The sequence below is a fragment of the Streptomyces sp. NPDC028991 genome (assembly GCF_055564775.1).
In genome coordinates, this window is sequence record NZ_JBVHVP010000005.1 from 109,568 (window position 1) to 132,450 (window position 22,883).

At 73.1% G+C, this 22,883-nt stretch carries 29 protein-coding genes; 23 read left to right on the forward strand and 6 right to left on the reverse strand.

The features are described from left to right. Positions 1 to 10 precede the first annotated feature (10 nt). The 3 genes from ACZ4V1_RS13125 (at position 11) to ACZ4V1_RS13135 (ending at position 2,665) form a co-directional block, all read left to right on the forward strand. Complete coding sequence (locus tag ACZ4V1_RS13125) at positions 11 to 985, forward strand: ABC transporter ATP-binding protein (RefSeq protein ID WP_468334810.1); 975 nt, start codon at positions 11 to 13, stop codon at positions 983 to 985. A 110-nt stretch (positions 986 to 1,095) separates the two neighbouring features. Next, positions 1,096 to 1,920: an ABC transporter permease gene (locus tag ACZ4V1_RS13130; protein WP_468333827.1), complete on the forward strand. Its 825-nt coding sequence runs from the start codon at positions 1,096 to 1,098 to the stop codon at positions 1,918 to 1,920. 34 nt (positions 1,921 to 1,954) lie between these two features. Next, positions 1,955 to 2,665 carry an AAA family ATPase gene (locus ACZ4V1_RS13135; RefSeq protein ID WP_468333830.1) on the forward strand — a complete coding sequence of 237 codons (711 nt, stop codon included), beginning with the start codon at positions 1,955 to 1,957 and terminating at the stop codon, positions 2,663 to 2,665. Positions 2,666 to 2,692: 27 nt separating this feature from the next. Here the strand turns inward: ACZ4V1_RS13135 and ACZ4V1_RS13140 are convergent, their stop codons facing one another. The 5 genes from ACZ4V1_RS13140 to ACZ4V1_RS13160 form a co-directional block, all read right to left on the reverse strand. Beyond that, positions 2,693 to 2,767 (reverse strand): 50S ribosomal protein bL37, encoded by a 75-nt coding sequence (locus ACZ4V1_RS13140; RefSeq protein WP_468334813.1) that lies wholly within the window; start codon positions 2,765 to 2,767, stop codon positions 2,693 to 2,695. A 41-nt stretch (positions 2,768 to 2,808) separates the two neighbouring features. Continuing rightward, on the reverse strand, positions 2,809 to 3,312 hold the full coding sequence (ybaK, locus tag ACZ4V1_RS13145; protein ID WP_468333833.1) for a Cys-tRNA(Pro) deacylase: 504 nt from the start codon (positions 3,310 to 3,312) through the stop codon (positions 2,809 to 2,811). A 13-nt stretch (positions 3,313 to 3,325) separates the two neighbouring features. After that, on the reverse strand, positions 3,326 to 4,066 hold the full coding sequence (locus ACZ4V1_RS13150) for an LON peptidase substrate-binding domain-containing protein (RefSeq protein ID WP_468333836.1): 741 nt from the start codon (positions 4,064 to 4,066) through the stop codon (positions 3,326 to 3,328). 11 nt (positions 4,067 to 4,077) lie between these two features. Beyond that, positions 4,078 to 5,103, reverse strand: a complete 1,026-nt coding sequence (locus tag ACZ4V1_RS13155) for a hypothetical protein (protein ID WP_468334816.1) — start codon at positions 5,101 to 5,103, stop codon at positions 4,078 to 4,080. 401 nt (positions 5,104 to 5,504) lie between these two features. Continuing rightward, on the reverse strand, positions 5,505 to 7,082 hold the full coding sequence (locus ACZ4V1_RS13160; RefSeq protein WP_468333839.1) for an oxidoreductase: 1,578 nt from the start codon (positions 7,080 to 7,082) through the stop codon (positions 5,505 to 5,507). 221 nt (positions 7,083 to 7,303) lie between these two features. On the opposite strand from ACZ4V1_RS13160, the gene hisD reads away from it, so the two are divergent. The 11 genes from hisD (at position 7,304) to ACZ4V1_RS13215 (ending at position 15,005) form a co-directional block, all read left to right on the forward strand. After that, positions 7,304 to 8,629, forward strand: coding sequence for a histidinol dehydrogenase (hisD, locus tag ACZ4V1_RS13165; RefSeq protein WP_468333842.1), 1,326 nt, complete (start codon positions 7,304 to 7,306; stop codon positions 8,627 to 8,629). Continuing rightward, positions 8,626 to 9,738 carry a histidinol-phosphate transaminase gene (locus ACZ4V1_RS13170; RefSeq protein ID WP_468333845.1) on the forward strand — a complete coding sequence of 371 codons (1,113 nt, stop codon included), beginning with the start codon at positions 8,626 to 8,628 and terminating at the stop codon, positions 9,736 to 9,738. Before hisD ends, ACZ4V1_RS13170 begins: the two co-directional genes overlap by 4 nt. Beyond that, positions 9,735 to 10,328 carry an imidazoleglycerol-phosphate dehydratase HisB gene (hisB, locus tag ACZ4V1_RS13175; RefSeq protein ID WP_031031032.1) on the forward strand — a complete coding sequence of 198 codons (594 nt, stop codon included), beginning with the start codon at positions 9,735 to 9,737 and terminating at the stop codon, positions 10,326 to 10,328. The genes ACZ4V1_RS13170 and hisB overlap by 4 nt, the downstream gene beginning before the upstream one ends. 3 nt (positions 10,329 to 10,331) lie before the next feature. Next, entirely contained in the window at positions 10,332 to 10,496 is a 165-nt protein-coding gene (locus ACZ4V1_RS13180; protein WP_031031034.1) for a hypothetical protein, read from the forward strand. Then, entirely contained in the window at positions 10,493 to 11,146 is a 654-nt protein-coding gene (gene hisH, locus ACZ4V1_RS13185) for an imidazole glycerol phosphate synthase subunit HisH (RefSeq protein ID WP_468333850.1), read from the forward strand. The genes ACZ4V1_RS13180 and hisH overlap by 4 nt, the downstream gene beginning before the upstream one ends. A gap of 35 nt (positions 11,147 to 11,181) precedes the next feature. Continuing rightward, positions 11,182 to 11,907, forward strand: a complete 726-nt coding sequence (priA, locus tag ACZ4V1_RS13190) for a bifunctional 1-(5-phosphoribosyl)-5-((5-phosphoribosylamino)methylideneamino)imidazole-4-carboxamide isomerase/phosphoribosylanthranilate isomerase PriA (protein WP_307653596.1) — start codon at positions 11,182 to 11,184, stop codon at positions 11,905 to 11,907. Then, positions 11,904 to 12,299, forward strand: coding sequence for a RidA family protein (locus ACZ4V1_RS13195; protein ID WP_468333853.1), 396 nt, complete (start codon positions 11,904 to 11,906; stop codon positions 12,297 to 12,299). Before priA ends, ACZ4V1_RS13195 begins: the two co-directional genes overlap by 4 nt. 25 nt (positions 12,300 to 12,324) lie before the next feature. Further along, positions 12,325 to 13,080, forward strand: coding sequence for an imidazole glycerol phosphate synthase subunit HisF (gene hisF, locus ACZ4V1_RS13200; protein ID WP_468333856.1), 756 nt, complete (start codon positions 12,325 to 12,327; stop codon positions 13,078 to 13,080). Positions 13,081 to 13,147: 67 nt separating this feature from the next. After that, entirely contained in the window at positions 13,148 to 13,366 is a 219-nt protein-coding gene (locus ACZ4V1_RS13205) for a hypothetical protein (RefSeq protein ID WP_468333859.1), read from the forward strand. Continuing rightward, positions 13,363 to 13,737 (forward strand): hypothetical protein, encoded by a 375-nt coding sequence (locus ACZ4V1_RS13210; RefSeq protein ID WP_468333862.1) that lies wholly within the window; start codon positions 13,363 to 13,365, stop codon positions 13,735 to 13,737. Before ACZ4V1_RS13205 ends, ACZ4V1_RS13210 begins: the two co-directional genes overlap by 4 nt. Then, positions 13,734 to 15,005 carry an MFS transporter gene (locus ACZ4V1_RS13215; RefSeq protein WP_468333865.1) on the forward strand — a complete coding sequence of 424 codons (1,272 nt, stop codon included), beginning with the start codon at positions 13,734 to 13,736 and terminating at the stop codon, positions 15,003 to 15,005. The genes ACZ4V1_RS13210 and ACZ4V1_RS13215 overlap by 4 nt, the downstream gene beginning before the upstream one ends. 90 nt (positions 15,006 to 15,095) lie before the next feature. Here ACZ4V1_RS13215 and ACZ4V1_RS13220 read toward each other — a convergent pair whose 3' ends face one another. Further along, positions 15,096 to 15,731, reverse strand: coding sequence for a TIGR03085 family metal-binding protein (locus tag ACZ4V1_RS13220; protein WP_468333868.1), 636 nt, complete (start codon positions 15,729 to 15,731; stop codon positions 15,096 to 15,098). 81 nt (positions 15,732 to 15,812) lie between these two features. On the opposite strand from ACZ4V1_RS13220, the gene hisI reads away from it, so the two are divergent. The 9 genes from hisI to trpA all read left to right on the forward strand — a co-directional run bounded on the left by hisI (position 15,813) and on the right by trpA (position 22,870). Next, a complete protein-coding gene (gene hisI / locus ACZ4V1_RS13225) occupies positions 15,813 to 16,232 on the forward strand; it encodes a phosphoribosyl-AMP cyclohydrolase (protein WP_468333871.1) in 420 nt (139 codons plus the stop codon). 20 nt (positions 16,233 to 16,252) lie between these two features. Next, positions 16,253 to 17,743: an anthranilate synthase component I gene (locus ACZ4V1_RS13230; RefSeq protein ID WP_468334819.1), complete on the forward strand. Its 1,491-nt coding sequence runs from the start codon at positions 16,253 to 16,255 to the stop codon at positions 17,741 to 17,743. 106 nt (positions 17,744 to 17,849) lie between these two features. Beyond that, positions 17,850 to 18,491, forward strand: coding sequence for a TIGR02234 family membrane protein (locus ACZ4V1_RS13235; protein WP_468333874.1), 642 nt, complete (start codon positions 17,850 to 17,852; stop codon positions 18,489 to 18,491). A 173-nt stretch (positions 18,492 to 18,664) separates the two neighbouring features. Next, positions 18,665 to 18,916 carry an HGxxPAAW family protein gene (locus tag ACZ4V1_RS13240; RefSeq protein WP_468333877.1) on the forward strand — a complete coding sequence of 84 codons (252 nt, stop codon included), beginning with the start codon at positions 18,665 to 18,667 and terminating at the stop codon, positions 18,914 to 18,916. A gap of 95 nt (positions 18,917 to 19,011) precedes the next feature. Further along, complete coding sequence (locus tag ACZ4V1_RS13245; RefSeq protein ID WP_468333880.1) at positions 19,012 to 19,470, forward strand: DUF2752 domain-containing protein; 459 nt, start codon at positions 19,012 to 19,014, stop codon at positions 19,468 to 19,470. 164 nt (positions 19,471 to 19,634) lie between these two features. Continuing rightward, entirely contained in the window at positions 19,635 to 20,444 is an 810-nt protein-coding gene (gene trpC / locus ACZ4V1_RS13250; protein WP_468333883.1) for an indole-3-glycerol phosphate synthase TrpC, read from the forward strand. 21 nt (positions 20,445 to 20,465) lie between these two features. Next, positions 20,466 to 20,660 carry a tryptophan biosynthesis modulator TrpM gene (gene trpM / locus ACZ4V1_RS13255; protein ID WP_468333887.1) on the forward strand — a complete coding sequence of 65 codons (195 nt, stop codon included), beginning with the start codon at positions 20,466 to 20,468 and terminating at the stop codon, positions 20,658 to 20,660. A 114-nt stretch (positions 20,661 to 20,774) separates the two neighbouring features. Beyond that, positions 20,775 to 22,058 carry a tryptophan synthase subunit beta gene (gene trpB / locus ACZ4V1_RS13260; RefSeq protein WP_468333890.1) on the forward strand — a complete coding sequence of 428 codons (1,284 nt, stop codon included), beginning with the start codon at positions 20,775 to 20,777 and terminating at the stop codon, positions 22,056 to 22,058. Then, positions 22,055 to 22,870 carry a tryptophan synthase subunit alpha gene (gene trpA / locus ACZ4V1_RS13265; RefSeq protein WP_468333893.1) on the forward strand — a complete coding sequence of 272 codons (816 nt, stop codon included), beginning with the start codon at positions 22,055 to 22,057 and terminating at the stop codon, positions 22,868 to 22,870. The genes trpB and trpA overlap by 4 nt, the downstream gene beginning before the upstream one ends. Positions 22,871 to 22,883 lie beyond the last annotated feature (13 nt).

A 22,883-nucleotide genomic window follows, 5' to 3' on the forward strand; every position in this document is an offset into this window, starting at 1 on the left:
TGGCGATGCCGTGTGCGTGGTGCGCGGACTGACCAAGACGTATCCGGCGGTACGCGGTCGGCGCGGCGTTCCGGCCACTCCCGAGGTGCGGGCCACCGACGACGTGGCCCTGGAGATCCGCCGTGGTGAGATCTTCGGACTGCTCGGGCCGAACGGCGCCGGCAAGTCCACTCTCGTACGCCAGCTCACCGGGCTGATGCGGCCGGACCGCGGCAGTGTGGAGATCCTCGGCCACGACATCGTGCGCCATCCGGAGCGGGCCGCGCGGATCCTCGCCTACCTCGGGCAGGAGTCCAGTGCCCTGGACGAGCTGACCGTGTCGCTCGCCGCCGAGACCACCGGGCGGCTGCGCGGCCTCGAAGTGCGGCGGGCGCGCGCCGAGCGGGACGCCGTCCTCGACGAGCTGGGCCTGACCCCGCTCGCCGCCCGCCCGATCAAGAAGCTCTCCGGCGGACAGCGCCGCCTGGCCTGCTTCGCCGCCGCGCTGGTGGGGGAGCGCTCACTGCTCGTCCTGGACGAGCCGACCACCGGTATGGACCCGGTGGCCCGGCGTGCGGTGTGGGGAGCCGTCGACCGGCGGCGCGCCGAGAGCGGCACCACCGTCCTGCTCGTCACCCACAACGTCATCGAGGCCGAGACCGTGCTGGACCGGGTCGCCGTCCTCGACCGGGGCCGGGTGATCGCCTGCGACACGCCCTCCGGACTCAAGGAGAAGGTCGCCGGAGAGGTCCGCGTCGACCTGGTGTGGCGGGAGACGGCCCCGCTGCACGTCCCCGAGGTCGCCGCCCTGCGCGACCGCGCCACCGCGTCGGGGCGCCGCTGGACGCTGCGGCTCGCTCCCGAGGAGGCCCGGGCGGTCGTCGCCACCGTCACCGGCGGCGCCGCCTTCGCGGCCTTGGACGACTTCACCCTCGCCACGCCCAGCCTGGAGGACGTGTACCTGGCGCTGGGCGGCGCCGCGCGACAGGGGCTGGTGAGGGCTTGAGCGCCGAAACGGTGAGCACAGCGGCCGCCGCGTCCGTACCCGTCAGGGCGACCGCTTCGAACGACACCGACCGAAGCCTCGAAGGACCCAACGAAGGGAAGCAGCGCGACGTGAGTGTCGTACCCGCCGATGTCCTGCCGGGCGGTGCCCTGGCCGCCGAGGAGCAGGGCGCCGCCGGCGCGGCCGAGCTCGGACCCAAGGCACGGCTGTGGCCTTCCCTGGTGGCCGTGTACCGGGCGCAGCTGTCCCGGGCGCGGGTCGCGCGCATCCCGTTGCTGTTCGTGGCCACCTTCCAGTCGATCGGCATCATGATCCTGATGCGCGGGGTCGTGGACGGCGGCGGCGAGGCGCAGGCGGTGGTCGCCGGGTCCGCGGTGCTCGTGGTCGCCTTCGTGGCGCTGAACCTCCTCGCCCAGTACTTCGGCCAGCTGCGTGCCAGCGGCGGGCTCGACCACTACGCGACGCTGCCGGTGCCCCCGGCCGCGGTCGTGCTGGGCGCGGCGGGCGCGTACGCGTCCTTCACCGTGCCGGGGACCGTGGTGACGGCGGTGTTCGGGTGCCTGCTGTTCGGGCTGCCGATGACGCATCTGTGGGTGCTGGTGGCCGTGATCCCGCTGGCCGGCGCCGCGCTCGCCGGGCTGGGGGCGGCCCTGGGCCTGCTCGCGCCCCGGCCGGAGTTCGCCACGCTGCTCGGCCAGCTCGGCATGTCGGCGGCGCTGCTGCTGGGCGTGCTGCCCGCCGAGCGGATGCCGGAGGTGGTCCGCCTGGCGCGGGATCTGCTGCCCTCGACGTACGGCGTGGAGGCATTCGCGCGCACGTTCGGTCCGCGGCCCGACTGGGCTTTCGTCCTCGGTGATCTCGCGGTGTGCGCCGTGGTCGGGGTGATCTCGCTGGCCGTCGCCACCTGGGCGTACCGCCGGGCCGCCGTCCGGTGACGCGCCGCACAGGCGGGTTTGGCACGATGGCAGGGTGACCGCGCCTCTGACACCGCCACCGCCACCGAACGAACGCTCGTCGTACCAGGGCGGGCCGGTGCCTCCGCCCGTCGGCGCGCACGCGGTGGGTGCCGCGTCCGGCGCCCCGTACGACCACCACGGCGAACAGGACGGCCCCGGGATGTTGACCGAAGTGCGTCAGGCCGTCGTGACGGCGGTGGTGGTGGCGCTTACCGGTGTGCTGCTGGGTGTGCTGTGGTGGAAGCTGGCACCGAGCGTGCCGCTGGTCGGCGATCTGGTCGCTGGCAAGTGGATCGTCTACCTCAAGGAGTCCGAAGGCGAGGACGCGGTCGGCGTCGACGGCACGTTCACGCTGCTGGCGCTGGCGTTCGGGGCGCTCAGTGCCGTGGTCGTCTTCCTGCTGCGGCGGCGCGGGGGCGTGCCCCTGGTGGTGGCGCTGGGCGTCGGCGGCCTGCTCGGGTCGCTGCTGGCGTGGCGGGTGGGCGTGTGGCTGGGGCCCGCGCAGGACGTGATCGCCCACGCGAAGGACGTCGGCAAGGGAGTGACGTTCTCCGCGCCGCTGAAGCTGGGCGCCAAGGGGGCGCTGCTGGCGTGGTCGGTGGCGGCGTTGGTGGTCCACCTGGGGCTGACGGGGCTGTTCGGGCCCCGGGATCCGGAGCCCGATCCCTGGCCGGGGCCTCAGCGGTATCCGTCGGGGCCGTACGGGGAGAAGTCGGTGCAGTAGACCCCCGGCCTGCTCCGGAGGACGACCCTAGGCGGGGCGGCGGCCATGGTTGGCCTTGCCCTTTTTGGTGCGCCACCTGCGTTTGCGGGTTCTCTTCGACATGTCCTGTCTGATTAGCCGAGAACCGCGCGTTCGTCGAGGGGTCACGCGCGGCCGACGGGCGCCAGGGCCGCGTCGGTCAGCCTGGCCAGATCGTCGGGGGAGAGCTCGATCTCCAGACCGCGGCGGCCCGCCGACACGCAGATCGTGGCGTGGCCCGAGGCGGACGCGTCCAGGACCGTCGGGAGCCTCTTGCGCTGGCCCAGGGGGGAGATACCGCCCCGCACGTAGCCCGTGGTGCGCTCGGCCAGCGCCGGGTCGGCCATCGCCGCGCGCTTGCCGCCGACCGCGGCCGCCAGCGCCTTCAGGTCCAGCTGGCCCGCCACCGGCACCACGGCGACGGTCAGCGCGCCGTCGACGTCCGCCACCAGCGTCTTGAAGACCCGTTCGGGCGAGACGCCCATCGCCTCGGCCGCCTCCTCGCCGTAGGACGGGTGGGCGGGATCGTGGTCGTAGGCGTGGACCGTGTACGTCACCCCGGCCGCCGCGAGGGCCACCGTCGCCGGGGTGCCACCGGACTGCTGCTGCTTCTTCGGCTTCTTCGCCATCCGGGCCGGTACCTCAATTGAGACTCGTCGGGCCGCGCGTCAGCTCCGACGCCGGCAACGACGGCAGCGTACGGATGATGGCCGTCTCCGCGCGAAGGAGTTTCAGCTCGTCCCGGAGCCGGGAAGCGGTGTCCGGGGCCTGGAGCAGACGCTGCTTGGTCGGCGTGTCCAGCATCATCGCCGCGGCGACCAGGTACGAGACCACGCCCGGTTCGTCCGGCAGCTCGGCGCCGGTCGTCAGCGACCGCTCGCGCGCTCCCGCCAGCCGCTTCTGGTACTGCCGGAAGGACCGCAGCACCCCCTCGGCCAGCGCCCCCGCCTCGTCGCCGGGTTCCTCGGACAGCGGCTCCAGCTCGGCTGTCAGGAAGGGGCCCGAGGCATCCACCGAGAGCAGCCGCACCCGGTTCGTGCCGGTCGCCAGCACCTCGAAGGTGCCGTCTGCACGTTCGCGGATCGTCGCCGCGTCCGCGATGCAGGCCACCTTGTGGAACGCCTTCGCCGGGTCGCTTCCGAACCCGGCCGTCGGTCCGCGCTCCAGCGTCGCCGTCGGGTCGGGCAGGCCGGGTGCGCTCTGTGCGACCTCGTAGCCGTCGCGGATCGCCACGACGGCGAACCGGCGCGGTTCGTCCTCGGGGGTTTTCAGCAGCTCGCTCATCATGGCGCGATAGCGCTCCTCGAAGATGTTGAGCGGGAGCACCAGCCCCGGGAACAGAACCGCGTTCAGGGGGAAGAGGGGAAGCCGGACGGTGGTCACGACGCAGAAGCCTAATGGTCGCCGGGGCGGACGCGACCGCCGTGCCCACTTCGTGGATGACCTGAACCTGTCGCCCCGGGTCCGGACGCCACCACGGCACGGACGTCCGCCCGCACCTGGAGGAAGCGGCCGAGCGGGTCGTCGGCGTCCCGGTTCCAGGGGAACGACGTGACGTACGGGCCGGTCAGACGCAGCTGCTCCGCCGCGTCCTGATGGCGCTCCAGGCGTACCAGGACGTACGCCAGGAGGTTCCGCAGCTCCGCCGGCCAGGGGTCGGCCGCCGGGTGGGCCGCCGACAGGGCGATCGCGCGGTCGGCCGCCGCGTCCAGGCGGGCCCGGTGCGCGCCGGCCGCGACGCCGTCGTCGTCCGCGGTCAGGCAGGTGAAGGCCGCCCGTACCGGCAGCGCCCGCACGAGCGAGTCCTCGGGCGCGTCCTGCGCCGCCGTCTCCGCGAAGTCCAGGCACTCGCGGTGGGCGGCGGGCGAGGCGGCCGCCAGGTACTCCAGGGCGGCGACGTGGCAGCCGTAGTGGTGTGGGGAGCGGCGGACCGCCTGCGCCCACAGCCGCTCGAACTCCGCGTGTCCGGCGTGCGCGCCGCGAGCGGCGTCCAGTGCGGTCCGCCACGGCACCGGATCGCGTCCCGCGGCCTCGGCGGCGGCCGTGACCGCGGGGGCGACCTGGCGCAGCAGTTCGGCGCGGGCCGGCGAGTCCCAGTGGCGGCTCACCGTCAGGCGGGCCGCGACCAGCAGGGCGTCGGGGTCGTCCGGGGCGGTGGCGCGCCAGTTCTCGAGCCACTCGGCGCGGGAGCGCGCGAAGGCGGCCAGCCGGTTCGCGTAACGGTCGCGGTGCTCCCATTCGGCCCTCTCGCGGGTGCCGGCGAGGAGCCCGGCCGCGGGGGCGTACTCGCCGCGGGCCGCCGCGACCAGGGCGGGGGCGAGGCGGTCGTCGGGGGCGTCGAGGAGCACGTCGTCGTCTTGGGCGGGCCGTGACGTCCGGGAGCGGGCCCGGGCCGCCGTCCGGAGGAGGGCACGCAGCATGGCCAGTACGACGGCCGACGGTTCACGATGGTTGTGCGGCTCGGCGCCGCCTTCGGCCGTCCGGGTTCCCACCCGAACCGTCCGTGCGGGAATCGCGGCCGGGTGCGGGCGGCCCTGCCGGCCCTCCCGACGTCGGCGGCTGCCGACGGTTCGGTGGGCGCGGGGAGGCCCCGACAGGACCGGACCCGGAGCGGGACCCGTCTTCGGCCCGGGCTTCGGCCCGGGACCCGACCCGAGACCGGGCCGCCCCGAGACCGACCCGAGACCGGGCCGACCCGCCCCGAGACCGCCCCGAGATCGGGCCGAACCGAGACCGGGCCGGACCCGGATGGGAACGGCCCCGTGCAGGACCGGCCCCCTGCAGGACCCCGGCCCGGGACGGGAATCTGACCCCCGAGCCCTCAGCCCCGGCGGAGCAGACGCGTCGCTCCCGCCGCGACCGTCGTCGCCAGGACCCAGCCCAGCAGGATCAGGGCCGTCGCCAGCCACTGCCAGCCGTCGTGGAGTTGCCAGGAGCCGGCCTGGCCGAGGTCGATGACCGGCAGCAGGAGGTCGAGGGCGAAGAGGGCGGGGTTCCAGTCCGGATGCTCGCCGCGCTTGAGCGGTGGCGGGTCGGCGCGTGCGAAGGCGAGTGAGCCGGCCGCCCACAGCACCGCCATCCACACCGCCGCCCGGCCCGGCCGGTAGCCGTAGGCGACCGTCCAGTCCTGCGCGTATCCCACCAGCTTCGCGGCGAGCGGCAGGCTCTCGCGGCGTCGGCGGTGCTTGGCGAGGAGCACCTCGCGCGCGTCCTCGTCCTCACCGCCGGCCCGCAGCACCGCGGCGAGGCGCTCGTACGGCTCCGGGTTGTACTCGGCGGTCGCGGCGCCCACCCACCGCAGCCGCTTCGCCAGCGGGAACGGCCCCCGCGGCACCAGGTTCTCGTAGGCGAAGCCGCCCATGTGCAGGCGGCCGGGGCCAGGCCAGCTGTCCGCCCGGTCCATCAGGTTGACCACTCGCGCCCCCGACAGCACCACTCGCCCGCGCGCCGGCCGCTCGCCCAGGAACCGCAGCTCGGGCGTCTGCACCCGGCGCAGCGACAGCTCCTGGTCGTCGGTGAAGGTGAACCGGGCGTGCTCGAAGTCGACCGCGTCGCCGAACCGCCCGTCGTCCAGCCGCACGCCGCCCTCGCACTCGAAGCGCTGGATCCGCGTGCCCTGCGCCGGGGTGGTGCCCCGGAGCAGCGGGCTGCCCAGGCCCGCCGGCGTGAGGTACAGCGTGCGCTCCACCGTCAGCTGCGGGGCATTCAGCGCGTGCCGTGTGTACGGGTTCAGGAGCCGGGCCCCGCGCAGGCTCAGCGAGACGCCCACCTGGGCGCTGCGCAGGCTCACCTCGCCGTACGACTCCAGCATCTCGGCCTGGAGGTCCTGCCCGACCGTCATCCCGTCCGCGGCGATGGAACGGCCGCTGCGGTCCCGGTGCACGATCGCCTGGTTGAGCAGCAGGTCGGTGCCTATCTGCGCGTCGGTGAGCCGGATGCCGGACCGGAACCGGCACCGCGGCAGGTGCAGGTCGCCCTCCGTCTGCAACCGGGCCGCCTCCAGCCGGGGCACCGCGCAGTCCACCAGCCGCACCGTCGTGAAGCGGGTCTCCGGCAGCAGCACCTCCCGCTCGAAGCGGCAGCCCCGCAGCTCGACGTACGGCACCACCGTGCCGCCCGCGAGATCCATCGTGTCGCTGATCCGCACGCCCACGAGCTGCAGCGAGGACACCCGGCCCGCGAGCGCCGGCGGACCGTCGAGAAGCAGCCAGCACACGATGCGGGCCCGCACCGTCCGCTCCGGACCCCACGCATGCCCGCCGTGCGGGTCGTCGGCCGGCGCGTCGCCGCTGCGCAGGTCGTACACGCTGCCGTTCCGGAAGGCCTGCCACATGCCCGCCTCGGTGGCGGTCAGGTCGTCCGGCAGCTCTCCGTCACGGTGGCCGGCCCCCTCGGTCACGGCGCTTCACTCCCTCCCCAACTACTCGCCGGTCACTCACTCTTCGTACAACCGTTCATGCCCATTGGGTGACCATCTGAACACTCAAAGTGAGAACCAACCGCCGCGGACCGCCGCGGACCGCCGCGGACCGCCGCGGCCCCGCGAGGGCCCGTCGCGTTCTGTATCAGCCATTGATACGCGCGGACGGTGCCCGACGCGGGTCTGAGAGAATTGGTTCCGTGATCTCCCGAATCGATCTGCGCGGCGACGCCCTCCCCGAGGGCCCCGCCCTGCGCGACCTGCTGCCCCGAGCCGACTTCGACGTCTCGGCCGCCCTGGAGAAGGTGCGTCCGATCTGCGAGGCCGTGCATCATCGTGGCGACGCGGCGCTGATCGACTTCGCCGAGCGGTTCGACGGTGTCAGGCTCGACCGGGTACGGGTCCCGGCCGCCGCGCTCACGCGCGCGCTGGAGGAGCTCGACCCGGCCGTGCGCGCGGCCCTGGAGGAGTCCGTCCGCCGCGCCCGTCTCGTCCACCGCGAGCAGCGCCGTACGACCCACACCACCCAGGTGGTGCCCGGCGGCTCGGTCACCGAGAAGTGGGTGCCGGTCGAGCGGGTCGGGCTGTACGCGCCCGGCGGACGCTCGGTCTACCCGTCGTCCGTGATCATGAACGTCGTGCCCGCGCAGGAGGCCGGTGTCGAGTCGATCGCGCTCGCCTCCCCGGCGCAGGCCGAGTTCGACGGGCTCCCGCACCCCACGATCCTCGCCGCCTGCGCCCTGCTCGGCGTCGACGAGGTGTACGCGGCCGGCGGCGCCACCGCCGTCGCGATGTTCGCGTACGGCACCGAGTCCTGCCCGCCCGCCAACATGGTCACCGGCCCCGGCAACATCTGGGTCGCGGCCGCCAAGCGGTACTTCACCGGCAGGATCGGCATCGACGCCGAGGCCGGCCCGACCGAGATCGCCGTCCTCGCCGACTCCACGGCCGACCCGGTGCACGTCGCCTCCGACCTGATCAGCCAGGCCGAGCACGACCCGCTGGCCGCCGCCGTCCTGGTCACCGACTCCGCCGAGCTCGCCGACGCGGTCGAGAAGGAGCTCCAGCCGCAGGTCGAGGCCACCAGGCACGTCGAGGACCGCATCCGCCCGGCCCTCGCCGGCCGCCAGTCCGCGATCGTCCTGGTCGACGGCCTGGAGGAGGGCCTGCGCGTCGTCGACGCCTACGGCGCCGAGCACCTGGAGATCCAGACCGCCGACGCCGCCGCCCTCGCCGACCGTGTGAGGAACGCCGGCGCGATCTTCGTCGGCCCCTGGGCGCCCGTCTCGCTCGGCGACTACGCGGCCGGGTCCAACCACGTCCTGCCCACCGGTGGCTGCGCCTGCCACTCCTCGGGCCTGTCGGTGCAGTCCTTCCTGCGCGGCATCCACATCGTCGACTACACGCGGGACGCGCTGGCCGAGGTCGCGCACCACGTGGTGACGCTGGCGGAGGCCGAGGACCTGCCCGCGCACGGCGCGGCGATCAAGGCACGGTTCGAGTGGAAGGTTCCCGAGGGCAAGTGACCGACGTACGCATCGACGACCTCCCCGTGCGGGACGAGCTGCGCGGCAAGTCCCCCTACGGCGCGCCGCAGCTGGACGTGCCCGTGCGGCTGAACACCAACGAGAACCCGTACCCGCTGCCCGAGGCGCTGGTCGAGCGGATCACCGAGCGGGTCCGGGAGGCCGCCCGCCACCTCAACCGCTACCCGGACCGGGACGCGGTCGAGCTGCGCACGAAGCTCGCCGAGTACCTGACGGAGACCTCCGGCCACGCCCTGGACGTGCGCAACGTCTGGGCGGCCAACGGCTCCAACGAGGTCATCCAGCAGCTGCTGCAGGCCTTCGGCGGGCCGGGCCGTACCGCGATCGGCTTCGAGCCGTCGTACTCGATGCACGGCCTCATCGCACGCGGCACCGGCACGGGCTGGCTCTCCGGCCCGCGCCACGACGACTTCACGATCGACGTGCCCGCCGCCGAGCGGGCCATCGCCGAGCACCGCCCGGACGTCGTCTTCATCACCACCCCCAACAACCCCACCGGCAACGCGGTCCCCGCCGAGACGGTCCTCGCCCTCTACGAGGCGGCGCAGGCCGCGAAGCCGTCCATGGTCGTCGTGGACGAGGCCTACATCGAGTTCAGCCACGGCGCCTCGCTGCTGCCGCTGCTGGCGGGCCGGCCGAACCTCGTCGTCTCCCGCACGATGTCGAAGGCGTTCGGCGCGGCGGGCCTGCGCCTGGGCTACCTCGCCGCGCACCCGGCCGTCGTCGACGCCGTCCAGCTCGTACGACTGCCCTACCACCTGTCGGCCGTCACCCAGGCGACCGCGCTGGCCGCCCTGGAGCACACGGAGACGCTGCTGAAGTACGTCGAGCAGCTGAAGGCCGAACGGGACCGGCTCGTCGCCGAACTGCGCGCCATCGGCTACGAGGTGACCGAGTCCGACGCCAACTTCGTCCAGTTCGGGCGGTTCGCGGACTCCCATGAGGTCTGGCAGAAGATCCTCGACCGGGGCGTCCTGGTCCGGGACAACGGCGTACCGGGCCGGCTGCGGGTGACCGCCGGCACCCCGGAGGAGAACGACGCGTTCCTCGACGCGGTCCGTGAACTGAAGAAGGAGCAGAACGCATGAGCCGCGTAGGGCGCGTGGAGCGCACCACCAAGGAGACCTCGGTCCTCGTCGAGATCGACCTCGACGGCACCGGCAAGACCGACATCGCCACCGGCGTCGGCTTCTACGACCACATGCTCGACCAGCTCGGCCGGCACGGTCTGTTCGACCTGACCGTGAAGACCGACGGCGACCTGCACATCGACTCCCACCACACCATCGAGGACACCGCCCTCGCGCTGGGCGCCGCCTTCAAGCAGGCGCTCGGCGACAAGGTGGGCGTCTACCGCTTCGGCAACTGCACGGTTCCGCTGGACGAGTCCCTCGCCCAGGTCACCGTCGACCTGTCCGGCCGCCCCTACCTCGTGCACACCGAGCCCGAGAAGATGGCGCCGATGATCGGCGAGTACGACACCACGATGACCCGGCACATCCTGGAGTCCTTCGTCGCCCAGGCGCAGATCGCGCTGCACGTGCACGTGCCGTACGGGCGCAACGCGCACCACATCGTGGAGTGCCAGTTCAAGGCGCTGGCCCGGGCCCTGCGCTACGCCTCGGAGCGCGACCCGCGCGCGGCCGGCATCCTGCCTTCCACGAAGGGCGCGCTGTAACCCATGAACGGTACGTCCACCGCACTGATCGTCGTCGGCCTCTTCTTCCTCGGCGGCATCTACTCCTTCGCCAAGCAGCAGATGCCCAAGGGCCTGATCGTGCTGCTGTCCATCGGCGCCGCGATGTGCCTCTTCGCGGGCGTCCTGAGGCTGGAGGTGTGGAATTGACCTCTGTGAACTCCGCCGCCAAGCGTGTCGTCGTCTTCGACTACGGCTTCGGCAACGTCCGCTCCGCCGAACGTGCCCTCGCGCGTGCGGGAGCCGACGTCGAGATCACCCGTGACTACGACAAGGCCATGAACGCCGACGGGCTGCTGGTCCCGGGTGTCGGGGCCTTCGCCGCCTGCATGGACGGCCTCAAAGCCGCCCGCGGCGACTGGGTCGTCGAACGCCGGCTGGCCGGCGGGCGCCCGGTGATGGGCATCTGCGTCGGCATGCAGATCCTCTTCGCGCGCGGCATCGAGCACGGCGTCCAGGCCGAGGGTCTGGACGAGTGGCCCGGCACGGTCGGACCGCTCCAGGCCGACGTGGTGCCCCACATGGGCTGGAACACCGTCGAGGCACCGGCCGGCTCACAGCTCTTCGCCGGCCTGGACACGGACGCCCGCTTCTACTTCGTGCACTCCTACGCCGTCCACGACTGGTCGCTGGAGTCGCACAACCCGCTGATCGCCGCTCCCAAGGTCACCTGGTCCACGCACGGCAAGCCCTTCGTGGCCGCCGTGGAGAACGGCGCCCTGTGGGCCACCCAGTTCCACCCCGAGAAGTCCGGCGACGCCGGCGCCCAGCTCCTCACCAACTGGATCGAGACCCTGTAGAGATGAGCCCGGTAGAAGAGATGAGCCCGGTAGAGATGAGCAAGCTCGAACTCCTCCCCGCCGTCGACGTCCGCGACGGCCAGGCCGTCCGTCTCGTGCACGGCGAGTCCGGCACCGAGACCTCCTACGGCTCCCCGCTGGAGGCCGCCCTCGCCTGGCAGCGCTCCGGCGCCGAATGGCTGCACCTGGTCGACCTGGACGCCGCCTTCGGCACCGGGGACAACCGCGAGCTGATCGCCGAGGTCGCCAAGGCCATGGACATCAAGGTGGAGCTGTCCGGCGGCATCCGCGACGACGACACCCTCGCCGCCGCGCTCGCCACCGGTTGCACCCGCGTGAACCTCGGCACGGCCGCCCTGGAGACGCCCGAATGGGTCGCCAAGGTCATCGCCGAGCACGGCGACAAGATCGCGGTCGGCCTGGACGTACGCGGCACCACGCTCCGGGGCCGCGGCTGGACCCGCGACGGCGGCGACCTCTACGAGACGCTGGAGCGCCTCAACCAGGAGGGCTGCGCCCGGTACGTCGTCACCGACATCGCCAAGGACGGCACCCTCCAGGGACCCAATCTCGAGCTCCTGAAGAACGTCTGCGCGGCGACCGACCGCCCGGTCGTGGCGTCGGGCGGCGTGTCGTCCCTGGACGACCTGCGCGCGATCGCCGGTCTCGTCCCGGCCGGTGTCGAGGGGGCCATCGTCGGGAAGGCCCTGTACGCGAAGGCGTTCACCCTGGAAGAAGCCTTGGAGGCTGTGTCGCCATGACATCCGAAGCCGTACGGCGCGTGCAGAGCGGAAGTCCCTGGGAAGAGTCCTTCGGTTTCGCACGGGCCGTGGCGGCGGGTGATCATGTCATCGTGGCGGGCACGACCGCCTTCAAGGGCGACCTGCTGTACGGCGACGGCGATCCGTACGAACAGACCAAGGTGGCCTTCGGCTCCGCCGTCGAGGCGATCGGCGAGTTCGGGCTGGGCATCGAGTCCGTCATCCGGACGCGTGTGTATCTGGCCCACTCCCGGGACGTCGACGAGGTGGGCCGCGCCCACAAGGAGCTGTTCGACTCCGTACGCCCGGTCACGACCCTGCTGGTCGTGGAGGGCTTCATGGACTCGCGGGTCCTGGTGTCGGTGGAGCTGGAAGCATTCAGAGAGCAGTAAGAGGCATCGAAGGAGCCGTGGATTCATGACCCTGGCGGTCCGAGTCATCCCCTGCCTGGACGTGGACGACGGCCGGGTCGTCAAGGGCGTCAACTTCCAGAACCTGCGCGACGCGGGCGACCCCGTCGAGATGGCCAAGGTGTACGACACCGAGGGCGCCGACGAGCTGACGTTCCTGGACATCACCGCCTCGTCGGGCAACCGCGAGACGACGTACGACGTGGTGCGCCGCACCGCCGAGCAGGTGTTCATCCCGCTGACCGTCGGCGGCGGCGTGCGCACCGCCGACGACGTCGACAAGCTGCTGCGGGCCGGCGCGGACAAGGTGGGAGTGAACACGGCCGCCATCGCCCGCCCCGACCTGATCCGCGAGATCGCCGAGCGCTTCGGCCGCCAGGTGCTGGTCCTGTCGGTCGACGCCCGCCGCACCGAGGCGGGCGCCTTCGAGGTGACCACCCACGGCGGCAGGCGCGGCACCGGCATCGACGCGGTGGAGTGGGCACACCGGGCCGCCGAGCTGGGCGCGGGGGAGATCCTGCTGAACTCGATGGACGCGGACGGCACGAAGGACGGCTACGACCTGGAGATGATCGCGGCGGTCCGGAAGCACGTGACCGTCCCGGTCATCGCCTCCGGCGGCGCCGGCCGCCTCGCCGACTTCCCCCCGGCCGTCGAGGCGGGCGCGGACGCGGTGCTGGCGGCGTCCGTCTTCCACTTCGGCGACCTGCGGATCGGGCAGGTGAAGGAGACGCTGCGGGGGGCGGGGCATCCCGTGCGCTAGTTCGAGCTTTCGCTCTTGGTAGTGAGCGTGGTAGTGATCACGGTTCCGCATTGGCTAACGTGCTCATATGCCTGGAATCACGATTGAGTTCACTGAGGAAGAGCTGGCCGAACTGCGCGCTGAGGCCAAGGAGCAGGGCGTCGCGATCAAGCGGCTGGCGCACGACATACTGACCGAGGACGTGGTGCGGCGGCGGCAGAAGCAGCGGTTCGTCGAAGGGGCCACGCGGTACGCCCGCGAAATCATGGCCGACTTCGAAGAGCGCTTCCCGGCGGGACTCCGGTGACGCTCTACGTCGACACAGGATGGGTCCTCTGCGTTCAGGTCGAGGTCTCACCGCCCAATACCCCCATCCGGGATTGGGGCGCGCTGCACTGCATGGCCGAGAGGCACAGATACGAGCGCGTGGCAGGAGAGCCCTACTACGAGGAGATCGCGGCCCGAGCGGCCACGTTCCTGCACACCGCGCTCCGACTCCGGCCGTTCACGGACTACAACGCCTCGATCGGGATCGGCTGTGTCCGCGCATACATGGAGGCTTCGGGGACGCCGCTCGATCCAGGCCCCGGCGACTGGGCCAAGCTCGTCGCCGACATCCGCAGCGACGAGTCCGACCTCACCGAGACGGCCCGTCTTCTCCGCGGTTGGGCCGAGTGAGCGATGCCACGGGCATAGCGACCGCCCCACCGTGCCGCACCCCCGACCGCCCCGCCCACCGCGACGCCAACGTCCTGCGCTGGGTCGCCGCCTACACCGCCTCCATGGTCGGCGACATGGTCTTCTACCTCGCGCTGTCCTGGGCCGCCGTACAGAACGGCACCCCCGCGCAGGCCGGCATCGTCACCGCCGTCAGCGCGGTGCCCCGCGCGCTGCTGATGCTCGGCGGGGGAGTGGTCGCCGACCGGCTGGGGCCGCGCAAGGTCGTCATCGGCAGTGACGCCGTAAGGTGCGCCACGGTGCTGGCGGTCGCCGTGGTGCTCTTCGCGACCGACCCCGGCCTGTGGCTGCTCGCCCTGCTCGCCGTCGTCTTCGGCACCGTCGACGCCGTCTTCATGCCCGCCGTCGGGGCGCTCCCCGCACGTATCACCGGCACGGACCAGCTCGCCCGCGTCCAGGGCATGCGCGGCCTCTCCGTGCGCTTCGCCGCCGTCGTGGGCCCTCCGCTCGGCGGGCTCGGCGTGGCGGTCGGCGGCGCGGCGGCCGCCTTCGCGTTCGCGGGACTGCTGATCGCCGTGTCGGTGCCGCTGCTGATCTCCGTACGGATGCGCGAACTGCCGACCGGCGACGCGACCGGCACGCCCGCCGCGCGGGACACGACCGCCTGGCGGGATCTGGTGGGGGGGATCCGCTACGTACGCCGGCACCGCGTCCTCGGTCCGCTGATGGTGGCCATCGCCCTCGGTGACCTCGGCTTCGTCGGCCCCCTCAACGTCGGTCTGACCCTGCTCGCGGACGAGCGGGGCTGGGGAGCCTCCGGGATGGGCTGGGTGCTCGCGGGGTTCGGCACGGGGGCGGGGGGCGCCGCCATGCTGCTGACCGTGCGGGGGCGCCTGCCGCGCGCCGGATGTGTCGCTGCCGGCGCCATCATCCCCGGCGCGGCCGCGATCGGCGCCCTGGCGCAGGCCCCCGGACTCCCCGCGGCGGTCGGTATCGCGGTGCTCGTCGGGCTGCTCACGGGGCTCAGCGGCGCCATGTGCGGGGCCCTGTTGCAGACCCAGTCCGAACCCGCCTACCTGGGGCGCGTCACCGCGGTCGGCGGAATCGTCAGCCTGGGCATCGCACCCCTGAGCATGCCGATGTCCGCCGCCGCCATCGGCGTCTGGGGCACCGGCCCGGTCTTCGCCGTCAGCGCCGCGGTCTGCGCGCTCGGCGGGGTCGTCGCCCTGTGCGCGCCGGGCGTACGGCGGGCCGAGCTGCCGAAGTAGCGGCCCGGCCCTCGGCTCCGAGCCGCTCGTGTCCCGGGCCGATCGGATCCCGGGCCGATGGGATCCCGGGCCGATCGGATCCCGGGCGGCTCAGATCCCCAGCTGCTTGGTCTCGTGCAGCCTCGCGATCGCCTCCTTCTCGCCCTCCAGCTCCACCTTCGCGGCACTCTGCCGGCCGTACGCGAACAGCAGCAGCTCGGACGGTTCGCCCGTCACCGTCACCACCGGCGTCCCCCGGTGGGCGACCGTCGTCTGGCCGTTCGGGCGGCGCAGGACCAGGCCCGTCGGAATGCCGCGGCCCATCAGGCGGGCGGTGCGCTCCAGGCGTGACCACAGGCCGTCCTGGAAGACCGGGTCCAGCTCGCGCGGCGACCAGTCCGGCTGGGCACGGCGGACGTCCTCGGCGTGGACGTAGAACTCCACCGTGTTCGCCGCCTCGTCGACCTGCTTGAGCTGGAAGGGCGAGAACCGCGGCGGCCCGGTGCGGATCAGCTGGATCAGCTCCTCGTACGGCTTGGCGCCGTACTCCTCCATCACCCGGTCGAGCCGGGACGCGAGCTGCTTGATCAGAGTGCCCCCGGCGGCGTCCGGCCGACGCTCGCGCACCACCACGTGCGCGGCGAGGTCACGGGTCCGCCAGCCGTCGCACAAGGTCGGGGCGTCCGGACCCGCCGTCTCCAACAGGTCCGCGAGCAGAAGTCGTTCACGCTTGGCGAAAGTCGACATGCAGTCAGCCTACGGCGGCCGGCCGGGTCCGCCCAATGGACAGGGCCGGGGCGTGTCCGTCCCGCGCGGCACAATGGGCACATGACCAGCAGCTCCCCCCGGCGGCCCAGCCCGCTCGCCCCGGAGATCGCCGACCGCCTCAAGCGCAGCGCCGACGGCCTCCTGCCCGCCATCGCCCAGCAGTACGACACCGGGGAGGTGCTGATGCTCGGCTGGATGGACGACGAGGCGCTCCATCGCACGCTGACGACGGGACGCTGCACCTACTGGTCGCGCAGCCGCCGGGAGTACTGGGTCAAGGGCGACACCTCCGGGCACTTCCAGTGGGTCAAGTCCGTCGCCCTGGACTGCGACGCCGACACCGTCCTGGTCAGGGTCGACCAGGTCGGCGCCGCCTGCCACACCGGCGCCCGCACCTGCTTCGACGCGGACGTGCTCCTCGCGGACGGCGTGGACGGCGTGGACGGCGCGGACCGCGGCGCACCCGGCGCGGATCAGTAGGGTCTGCCGCCATGGACGTCATGGACCTCGAGACCTTCCGCAAGCTGGCCGCCGACCGCCGGGTGATCCCGGTCAGCCGCAAACTCCTCGCCGACGGCGACACCCCGGTCGCGCTGTACCGCAAGCTGGCCGCCGACCGCCCCGGCACCTTCCTGCTGGAGTCCGCGGAGAACGGCCGGTCCTGGTCCCGGTACTCCTTCGTCGGCGTCCACAGCGCCGCCACCCTCACCGAGCGGGACGGACAGGCCCACTGGCAGGGCACCCCGCCCGTCGGCGTCCCCACCGACGGCGACCCGCTCGCCGCCCTGCGCGCCACCGTCGAGGCCCTGCACACCCCGCGCGACCTCGCCCACGACCTGGGCCTGCCGCCCTTCACCGGCGGCATGGTCGGCTACCTCGGCTACGACATCGTGCGCCGCCTGGAGAAGGTCGGCCCGGGGGAGCGCGACGACCTGAGGCTCCCCGAGCTGACCATGCTGCTCACCAGCGACCTGGCCGTCATGGACCACTGGGAGGGCTCGGTCCTGCTGATCGCCAACGCGATCAACCACAACGACCTCGAAACCGGCGTCGACGAGGCCTACGCCGACGCCATCGCCCGCCTGGACGCCATGGAGGCCGACCTCACGCGCGCGGTGGCCCAGCCCCCGGCCGCGCTGCCGCCCTCCGAGCTGCCCGAGTACACCGCGCTGTGGGGCGGCCCCGACTTCCAGGAGGCCGTCGAGGACATCAAGGAGCGCATCCGCGCGGGCGAGGCCTTCCAGGTCGTGCCCTCCCAGCGCTTCGAGACGCCGTGCACGGCGAGCGCGCTGGACGTCTACCGGGTGCTGAGGGCCACCAACCCGTCCCCGTACATGTACCTGCTCCGCCTCGACGGCTTCGACGTCGTCGGGTCGTCCCCCGAGGCGCTGGTCAAGGTCGAGGACGGCCGGGCCATGGTCCACCCCATCGCCGGCACCCGCCCCCGCGGCGCCACCCCGCAGGAGGACCAGGCCCTCGCCGACGAACTGCTCGCCGACCCCAAGGAACGCGCCGAGCACCTCATGCTCGTCGACCTCGGCCGGAACGACCTGGGGCGGATCTGCGAGCCCGGCTCGGTGGAGGTCGTCGACTTCATGTCCGTCGAGCGGTACTCGCACGTCATGCACATCGTCTCGACGGTCACCGGACGGGTCGCCCCGGGCCGCACCGCCTTCGACGTCCTCACCGCCTGCTTCCCGGCCGGCACCCTCTCCGGCGCGCCCAAGCCACGCGCCCTGCAGATCATCGACGAACTCGAACCGTCCCGGCGCGGCCTGTACGGCGGCTGCGTCGGCTACCTCGACTTCGCGGGCGACTCCGACACCGCCATCGCCATCCGCACGGCACTGCTGCGCGGCGGCACGGCCTACGTCCAGGCGGGCGCCGGCGTCGTCGCCGACTCCGACCCGGTCGCCGAGGACACCGAGTGCCGCAACAAGGCGGCGGCGGTGCTGCGGGCGGTGCACACCGCCAACAGGCTGGGGCGGTAGGGCCGGCCGGCGGGGGCAGCGGGGCCAACCGGCCGGGGCGGTAGGGCGATTCTCACGCCCGCCAATCCCAACCCCGGGTGACGGTTCGCCCGGGGTTCGGGTGATAGTGGAGTACGTGACAGCTGTTCCTCACCCCCGTACCCCAGCCGCAGGACCCGCCCGGGCCGGCCGCCGGAGCCTCGCCGCCGCGCTGCTGTGCGGCGCGCTCGGCGCCGCCGTCGCCCTGCTCGCCACCCGGCAGGAGTGGGCGGAGGGCACCGCGACGGTGGCCGGCGGCGCGTTCCCCCTCACCGTCAAGGGCAGCGACGTCACGGGCGTACCCGCGGCGCTCGCCATAGTGGGCCTCGCCGCGCTCGTCGCCGTCTTCGCCGTCCGCCGCGCCGGCCGGTTCGCCGTCGCCGCCCTGCTCGCGCTGAGCGGCGCGGGCACCGTCGCCGCGGCCCTGGCCGGCGCCTCCGACAGCTCCGCGCTGGACGACAAGGCCGCGAAGGCCGCCGGCGACACCTCGGCCACCGTGGACGCCCTCTCCCACACCGCCTGGCCGTACGTCGCCGCCGTGGGCGGCGCCCTGCTCCTGCTGGCCGGGCTGCTCGCCCTGCGCTACGGCCGCCTGTGGCCCGCGATGTCCGGCCGCTACGAGCGCGACGGAACCCCGCGCCCGCGCCGCAGGCCGCAGACCGTCGACCCGGACCGCCCCGAGGACCTCTGGAAGGCCCTCGACCGCGGTGAGGATCCGACCGGCACCTGACGACCGGCGGTTCACCCGTGCGCACGCGGTCACCCGCCGACGCGACACGCGCCGGGCCCCGGCGGCCGGCACGCGCGCGTGGGCGGCACCCCGACTCACCCCGTGCGCGCCGGTGCGGGACAATGGGCACGAGCGTCCTGCTCAGACACGTACACAGCAACGAGGAGCAAGCAATGGCGGGCAGCAGCCACGGTCACACCCCGGCCGCCTGGACGGGTGTCATCATCGCCTTCATCGGTTTCTGCATCGCGGGCGTGTTCATGGTGGCGGCCCAGCCGGTGGGCTTCTGGGCCGGCATGGTGGTCGTGCTCCTCGGCGGTGCCGTGGGCGGCATCATGCGCATGATGGGCCTCGGCCAGCCGAAGACGAACCACCCCGTGCACCAGGTCGCCGGCGAGCGCGAGCCGGCCGACGCCAAGGGCTGACCGGGCACGGCGGTCGCGGTAATACCCGAGGGGCGGATCGGCACGAGCACGCCGGACCCGCCCCTCACGTGCGCGCACGGCCCGTCAGGTGCAGAATGCGGAGCGTGGACGCCGAGACCGGGAAGCCGATGCGGAGCAGGACCGAGACGCGTGGTGCGCCCGCCCTCCTGCGGCTGGCCGTCCCCGCCGGAGTGCTCGCGGCCGTCGTCGGCGCCTTCGCGTACGTGGGGAGCGTGGATCCGGGCGAACCCGGCCACTACCCCGTCTGCCCCCTGCTGCGCTTCACCGGCGTCTACTGCCCCGGCTGCGGTGGTCTGCGCAGCGCCCACGCGTTCGTCCACGGGGACCTGCTGACCGCGCTGCACGCCAACGCACCGGCCGTCCTCGGCTATGTGGGCTTCGCCGTGCTGTGGACCGTCTGGGTGATCCGCGTGGCGCGCGGCCGGCCCGTACGGGTCGAACTCGGCCCGGTCCACCTGTGGACGCTGGGGGCGCTGCTGCTGGTCTTCACGGTGGTCCGGAACCTGCCGTTCGGGGGCTGGCTCATCCCGTGATCACCCGGCCGGGGCGCAGGACCGGGGGCACCTCCCGGCACTGGCGTGCGAAGCTGGTTCGAGGGCGGGGAGGGGCCGGCGTCAACCGGATGCGGGGCCGCCGCCCCGCTCCGGATACCATCACAGTGACCACAGGTTTCGCCGTCTGAAAGGGGGCCGCTCGCGTGAGTGTGCTCGACGAGATCATCGACGGAGTCCGTGCCGACCTCGCGGAGCGGCAGGCGCGCGTCAGCCTCGACGAGCTCAAGGAGCGCGCGGCCAAGGCCCGCCCCGCCAAGGACGGCGTCTCCGCCCTGCGCGGCGACGGCGTCAAGGTCATCTGCGAGGTCAAGCGCTCGAGCCCGTCCAAGGGCGCGCTGGCGGCCATCGCCGACCCGGCCGGACTCGCCGCTGACTACGAGGCGGGCGGCGCCGCCGTCATCTCCGTCCTCACCGAGGAGCGCCGCTTCGGCGGCTCGCTGGCCGACCTTGACTCGGTCCGTGCGCGCGTGGACATCCCCGTGCTGCGCAAGGACTTCATCGTCACGTCCTACCAGCTGTGGGAGGCCCGCGCGCACGGCGCCGACCTCGTGCTGCTGATCGTGGCGGCCCTCGAGCAGCCGGCGCTGGAGTCGCTGATCGAGCGCGCCGAGTCCATCGGTCTGACCCCGCTCGTCGAGGTGCACGACGAGGACGAGGTCGAGCGCGCGGTGGACGCCGGCGCCAAGGTCATCGGCGTCAACGCGCGCAACCTGAAGACGCTGGAGGTGGACCGCGGCACGTTCGAGCGGGTCGCCCCGGAGATCCCGGCGCACATCGTCAAGGTCGCCGAGTCCGGCGTCCGCGGCCCGCACGACCTCATCGCCTACGCCAACGAGGGCGCCGACGCCGTCCTGGTCGGCGAGTCCCTGGTCACCGGCCGCGACCCGAAGACGGCGGTCTCCGACCTGGTGGCGGCGGGCGAACACCCGGCATTGCGGCACGGGCGCGGCTGACCCCCGGTAGGCTTGCCGGTGATGACACTCCCGCTCGCCCTGACGACCAGGGACCCGTACGCGCGTCTGGCCCGAGGCTGCCGCCCGCGCGGCTGCCGCGCGCCCGCGCGCCGGATCCACGGACGCCGGGTGCGCTACGTCATCGGTGACGAGCCGGGCCAGGTAAACGGCATGCGATGGCCTCAGCGCCCCGTAAGGGGCGCGGGGCCGTACTGATTCCGCGACTGCGTCGCGTGCGCGCGAGCAACCGGAGACGGTTCGCGGCGGCCTGACCACCCGCGCCCCCACGGCGAACGTGCCCACACCAGACACTCACCGTGAGGTTCACGCATGCCCAGCAACTTCTTCATCCCCGACCCGGAGGGTCGAGTCCCCAGCGCCGAAGGCTACTTCGGCGCGTTCGGCGGCAAGTTCATCCCCGAGGCCCTCGTCGCGGCGGTCGACGAGGTAGCCGTCGAGTACGACAAGGCGAAGGCCGACCCCGAGTTCGCCCGTGAGCTCGACGACCTGCTGGTCAACTACACGGGCCGCCCCAGCTCCCTCACAGAAGTACCCCGCTTCGCCGAGCACGCCGGAGGCTGCCGCGTCTTCCTCAAGCGCGAGGACCTCAACCACACCGGCTCCCACAAGATCAACAACGTGCTCGGCCAGGCCCTGCTGACCAAGCGCATGGGCAAGACCCGCGTGATCGCGGAGACCGGCGCCGGCCAGCACGGCGTCGCGACGGCCACGGCCTGTGCGCTCTTCGGTCTCGACTGCACGATCTACATGGGCGAGATCGACACCCGGCGCCAGGCCCTCAACGTGGCCCGCATGCGCATGCTCGGCGCCGAGGTCATCGCCGTGAAGTCCGGCAGCCGCACGCTCAAGGACGCGATCAACGAGGCCTTCCGCGACTGGGTCGCCAACGTCGACCGCACCCACTACCTGTTCGGCACCGTCGCGGGCCCGCACCCCTTCCCGGCGATGGTGCGCGACTTCCACCGCGTCATCGGCGTCGAGGCCCGCCGCCAGCTCCTGGAACAGGCCGGACGCCTCCCCGACGCCGCGATCGCCTGCGTGGGCGGCGGCTCCAACGCCATCGGCCTCTTCCACGCCTTCATCCCCGACGCGGACGTCCGCCTCATCGGCTGCGAGCCCGCCGGGCACGGCATCGACAGCGGCGAGCACGCGGCCACCCTGAGCGCGGGCGAGCCGGGCATCCTGCACGGCTCCCGGTCCTACGTCCTCCAGGACGACGAGGGCCAGATCACCGAGCCGTACTCCATCTCGGCCGGCCTGGACTACCCGGGCATCGGCCCCGAGCACGCCTACCTCAAGGACTCCGGCCGAGGCGAGTACCGCGCGGTCACCGACGACGCCGCCATGCAGGCCCTGCGCCTGCTGTCGCGCACCGAGGGCATCATTCCGGCGATCGAGAGCGCCCACGCGCTGGCCGGTGCCCTGGAGGTCGGCGAGGAGCTGGGCAAGGACGGGCTGATCGTCGTCAACCTGTCCGGCCGCGGCGACAAGGACATGGACACCGCCGCCCGCTACTTCGGGCTGTACGACACCGACGCCGAGGTCGCCGCCGACGAGGCCGGCACCGCAGAGATCGAGGGGGACGCCAAGTGAGCGGGAACGTACAGCTGCTGAACGACACCCTCGCCGCGGCGAAGGCCGAGGGCCGCTCCGCCCTCATCGCCTACCTCCCGGCCGGGTTCCCGACCGTGGACGGCGGCATCGAGGCGATCAAGGCCGTGATCGACGGCGGCGCCGACGTCGTCGAGGTCGGTCTGCCGCACAGCGACCCGGTCCTCGACGGTCCGGTCATCCAGACCGCCGACGACATCGCCCTGCGCGGCGGCGTGCGCATCGCCGACGTGATGCGCACCGTCCGGGAGGCACACGCGGCCACCGGCAAGCCGATCCTCGTCATGACGTACTGGAACCCCATCGACCGCTACGGCGTCGAGCGCTTCACCGCCGAGCTGGCCGAGGCGGGCGGCGCCGGGTGCATCCTGCCCGACCTGCCCGTCCAGGAGTCGGCCCTGTGGCGGGAACACGCCGACAAGCACGGCCTCGCCACCGTCTTCGTGGTCGCGCCGAGCAGCAAGGACGCGCGGCTCGCCGAGATCACCGCGGCCGGCAGCGGCTTCGTCTACGCCGCCTCCCTCATGGGCGTCACCGGCACCCGCGAGTCGGTCGGCGCGCAGGCCGAGGACCTGGTGCGGCGCACCCGCGCCACCACCGGCATCCCCGTCTGCGTCGGGCTCGGCGTCTCCAACGCCGCGCAGGCCGCCGAGGTGGCCGGCTTCGCCGACGGTGTGATCGTCGGCTCGGCGTTCGTCAAGCGGATGCTGGACGCCCCCGACGACGCGGCCGGCCTGGAGGGCGTCCGCACGCTCGCCGCCGAACTGGCGAAGGGCGTGCGCGGACAGGCGTGAGGACCGGCATGTG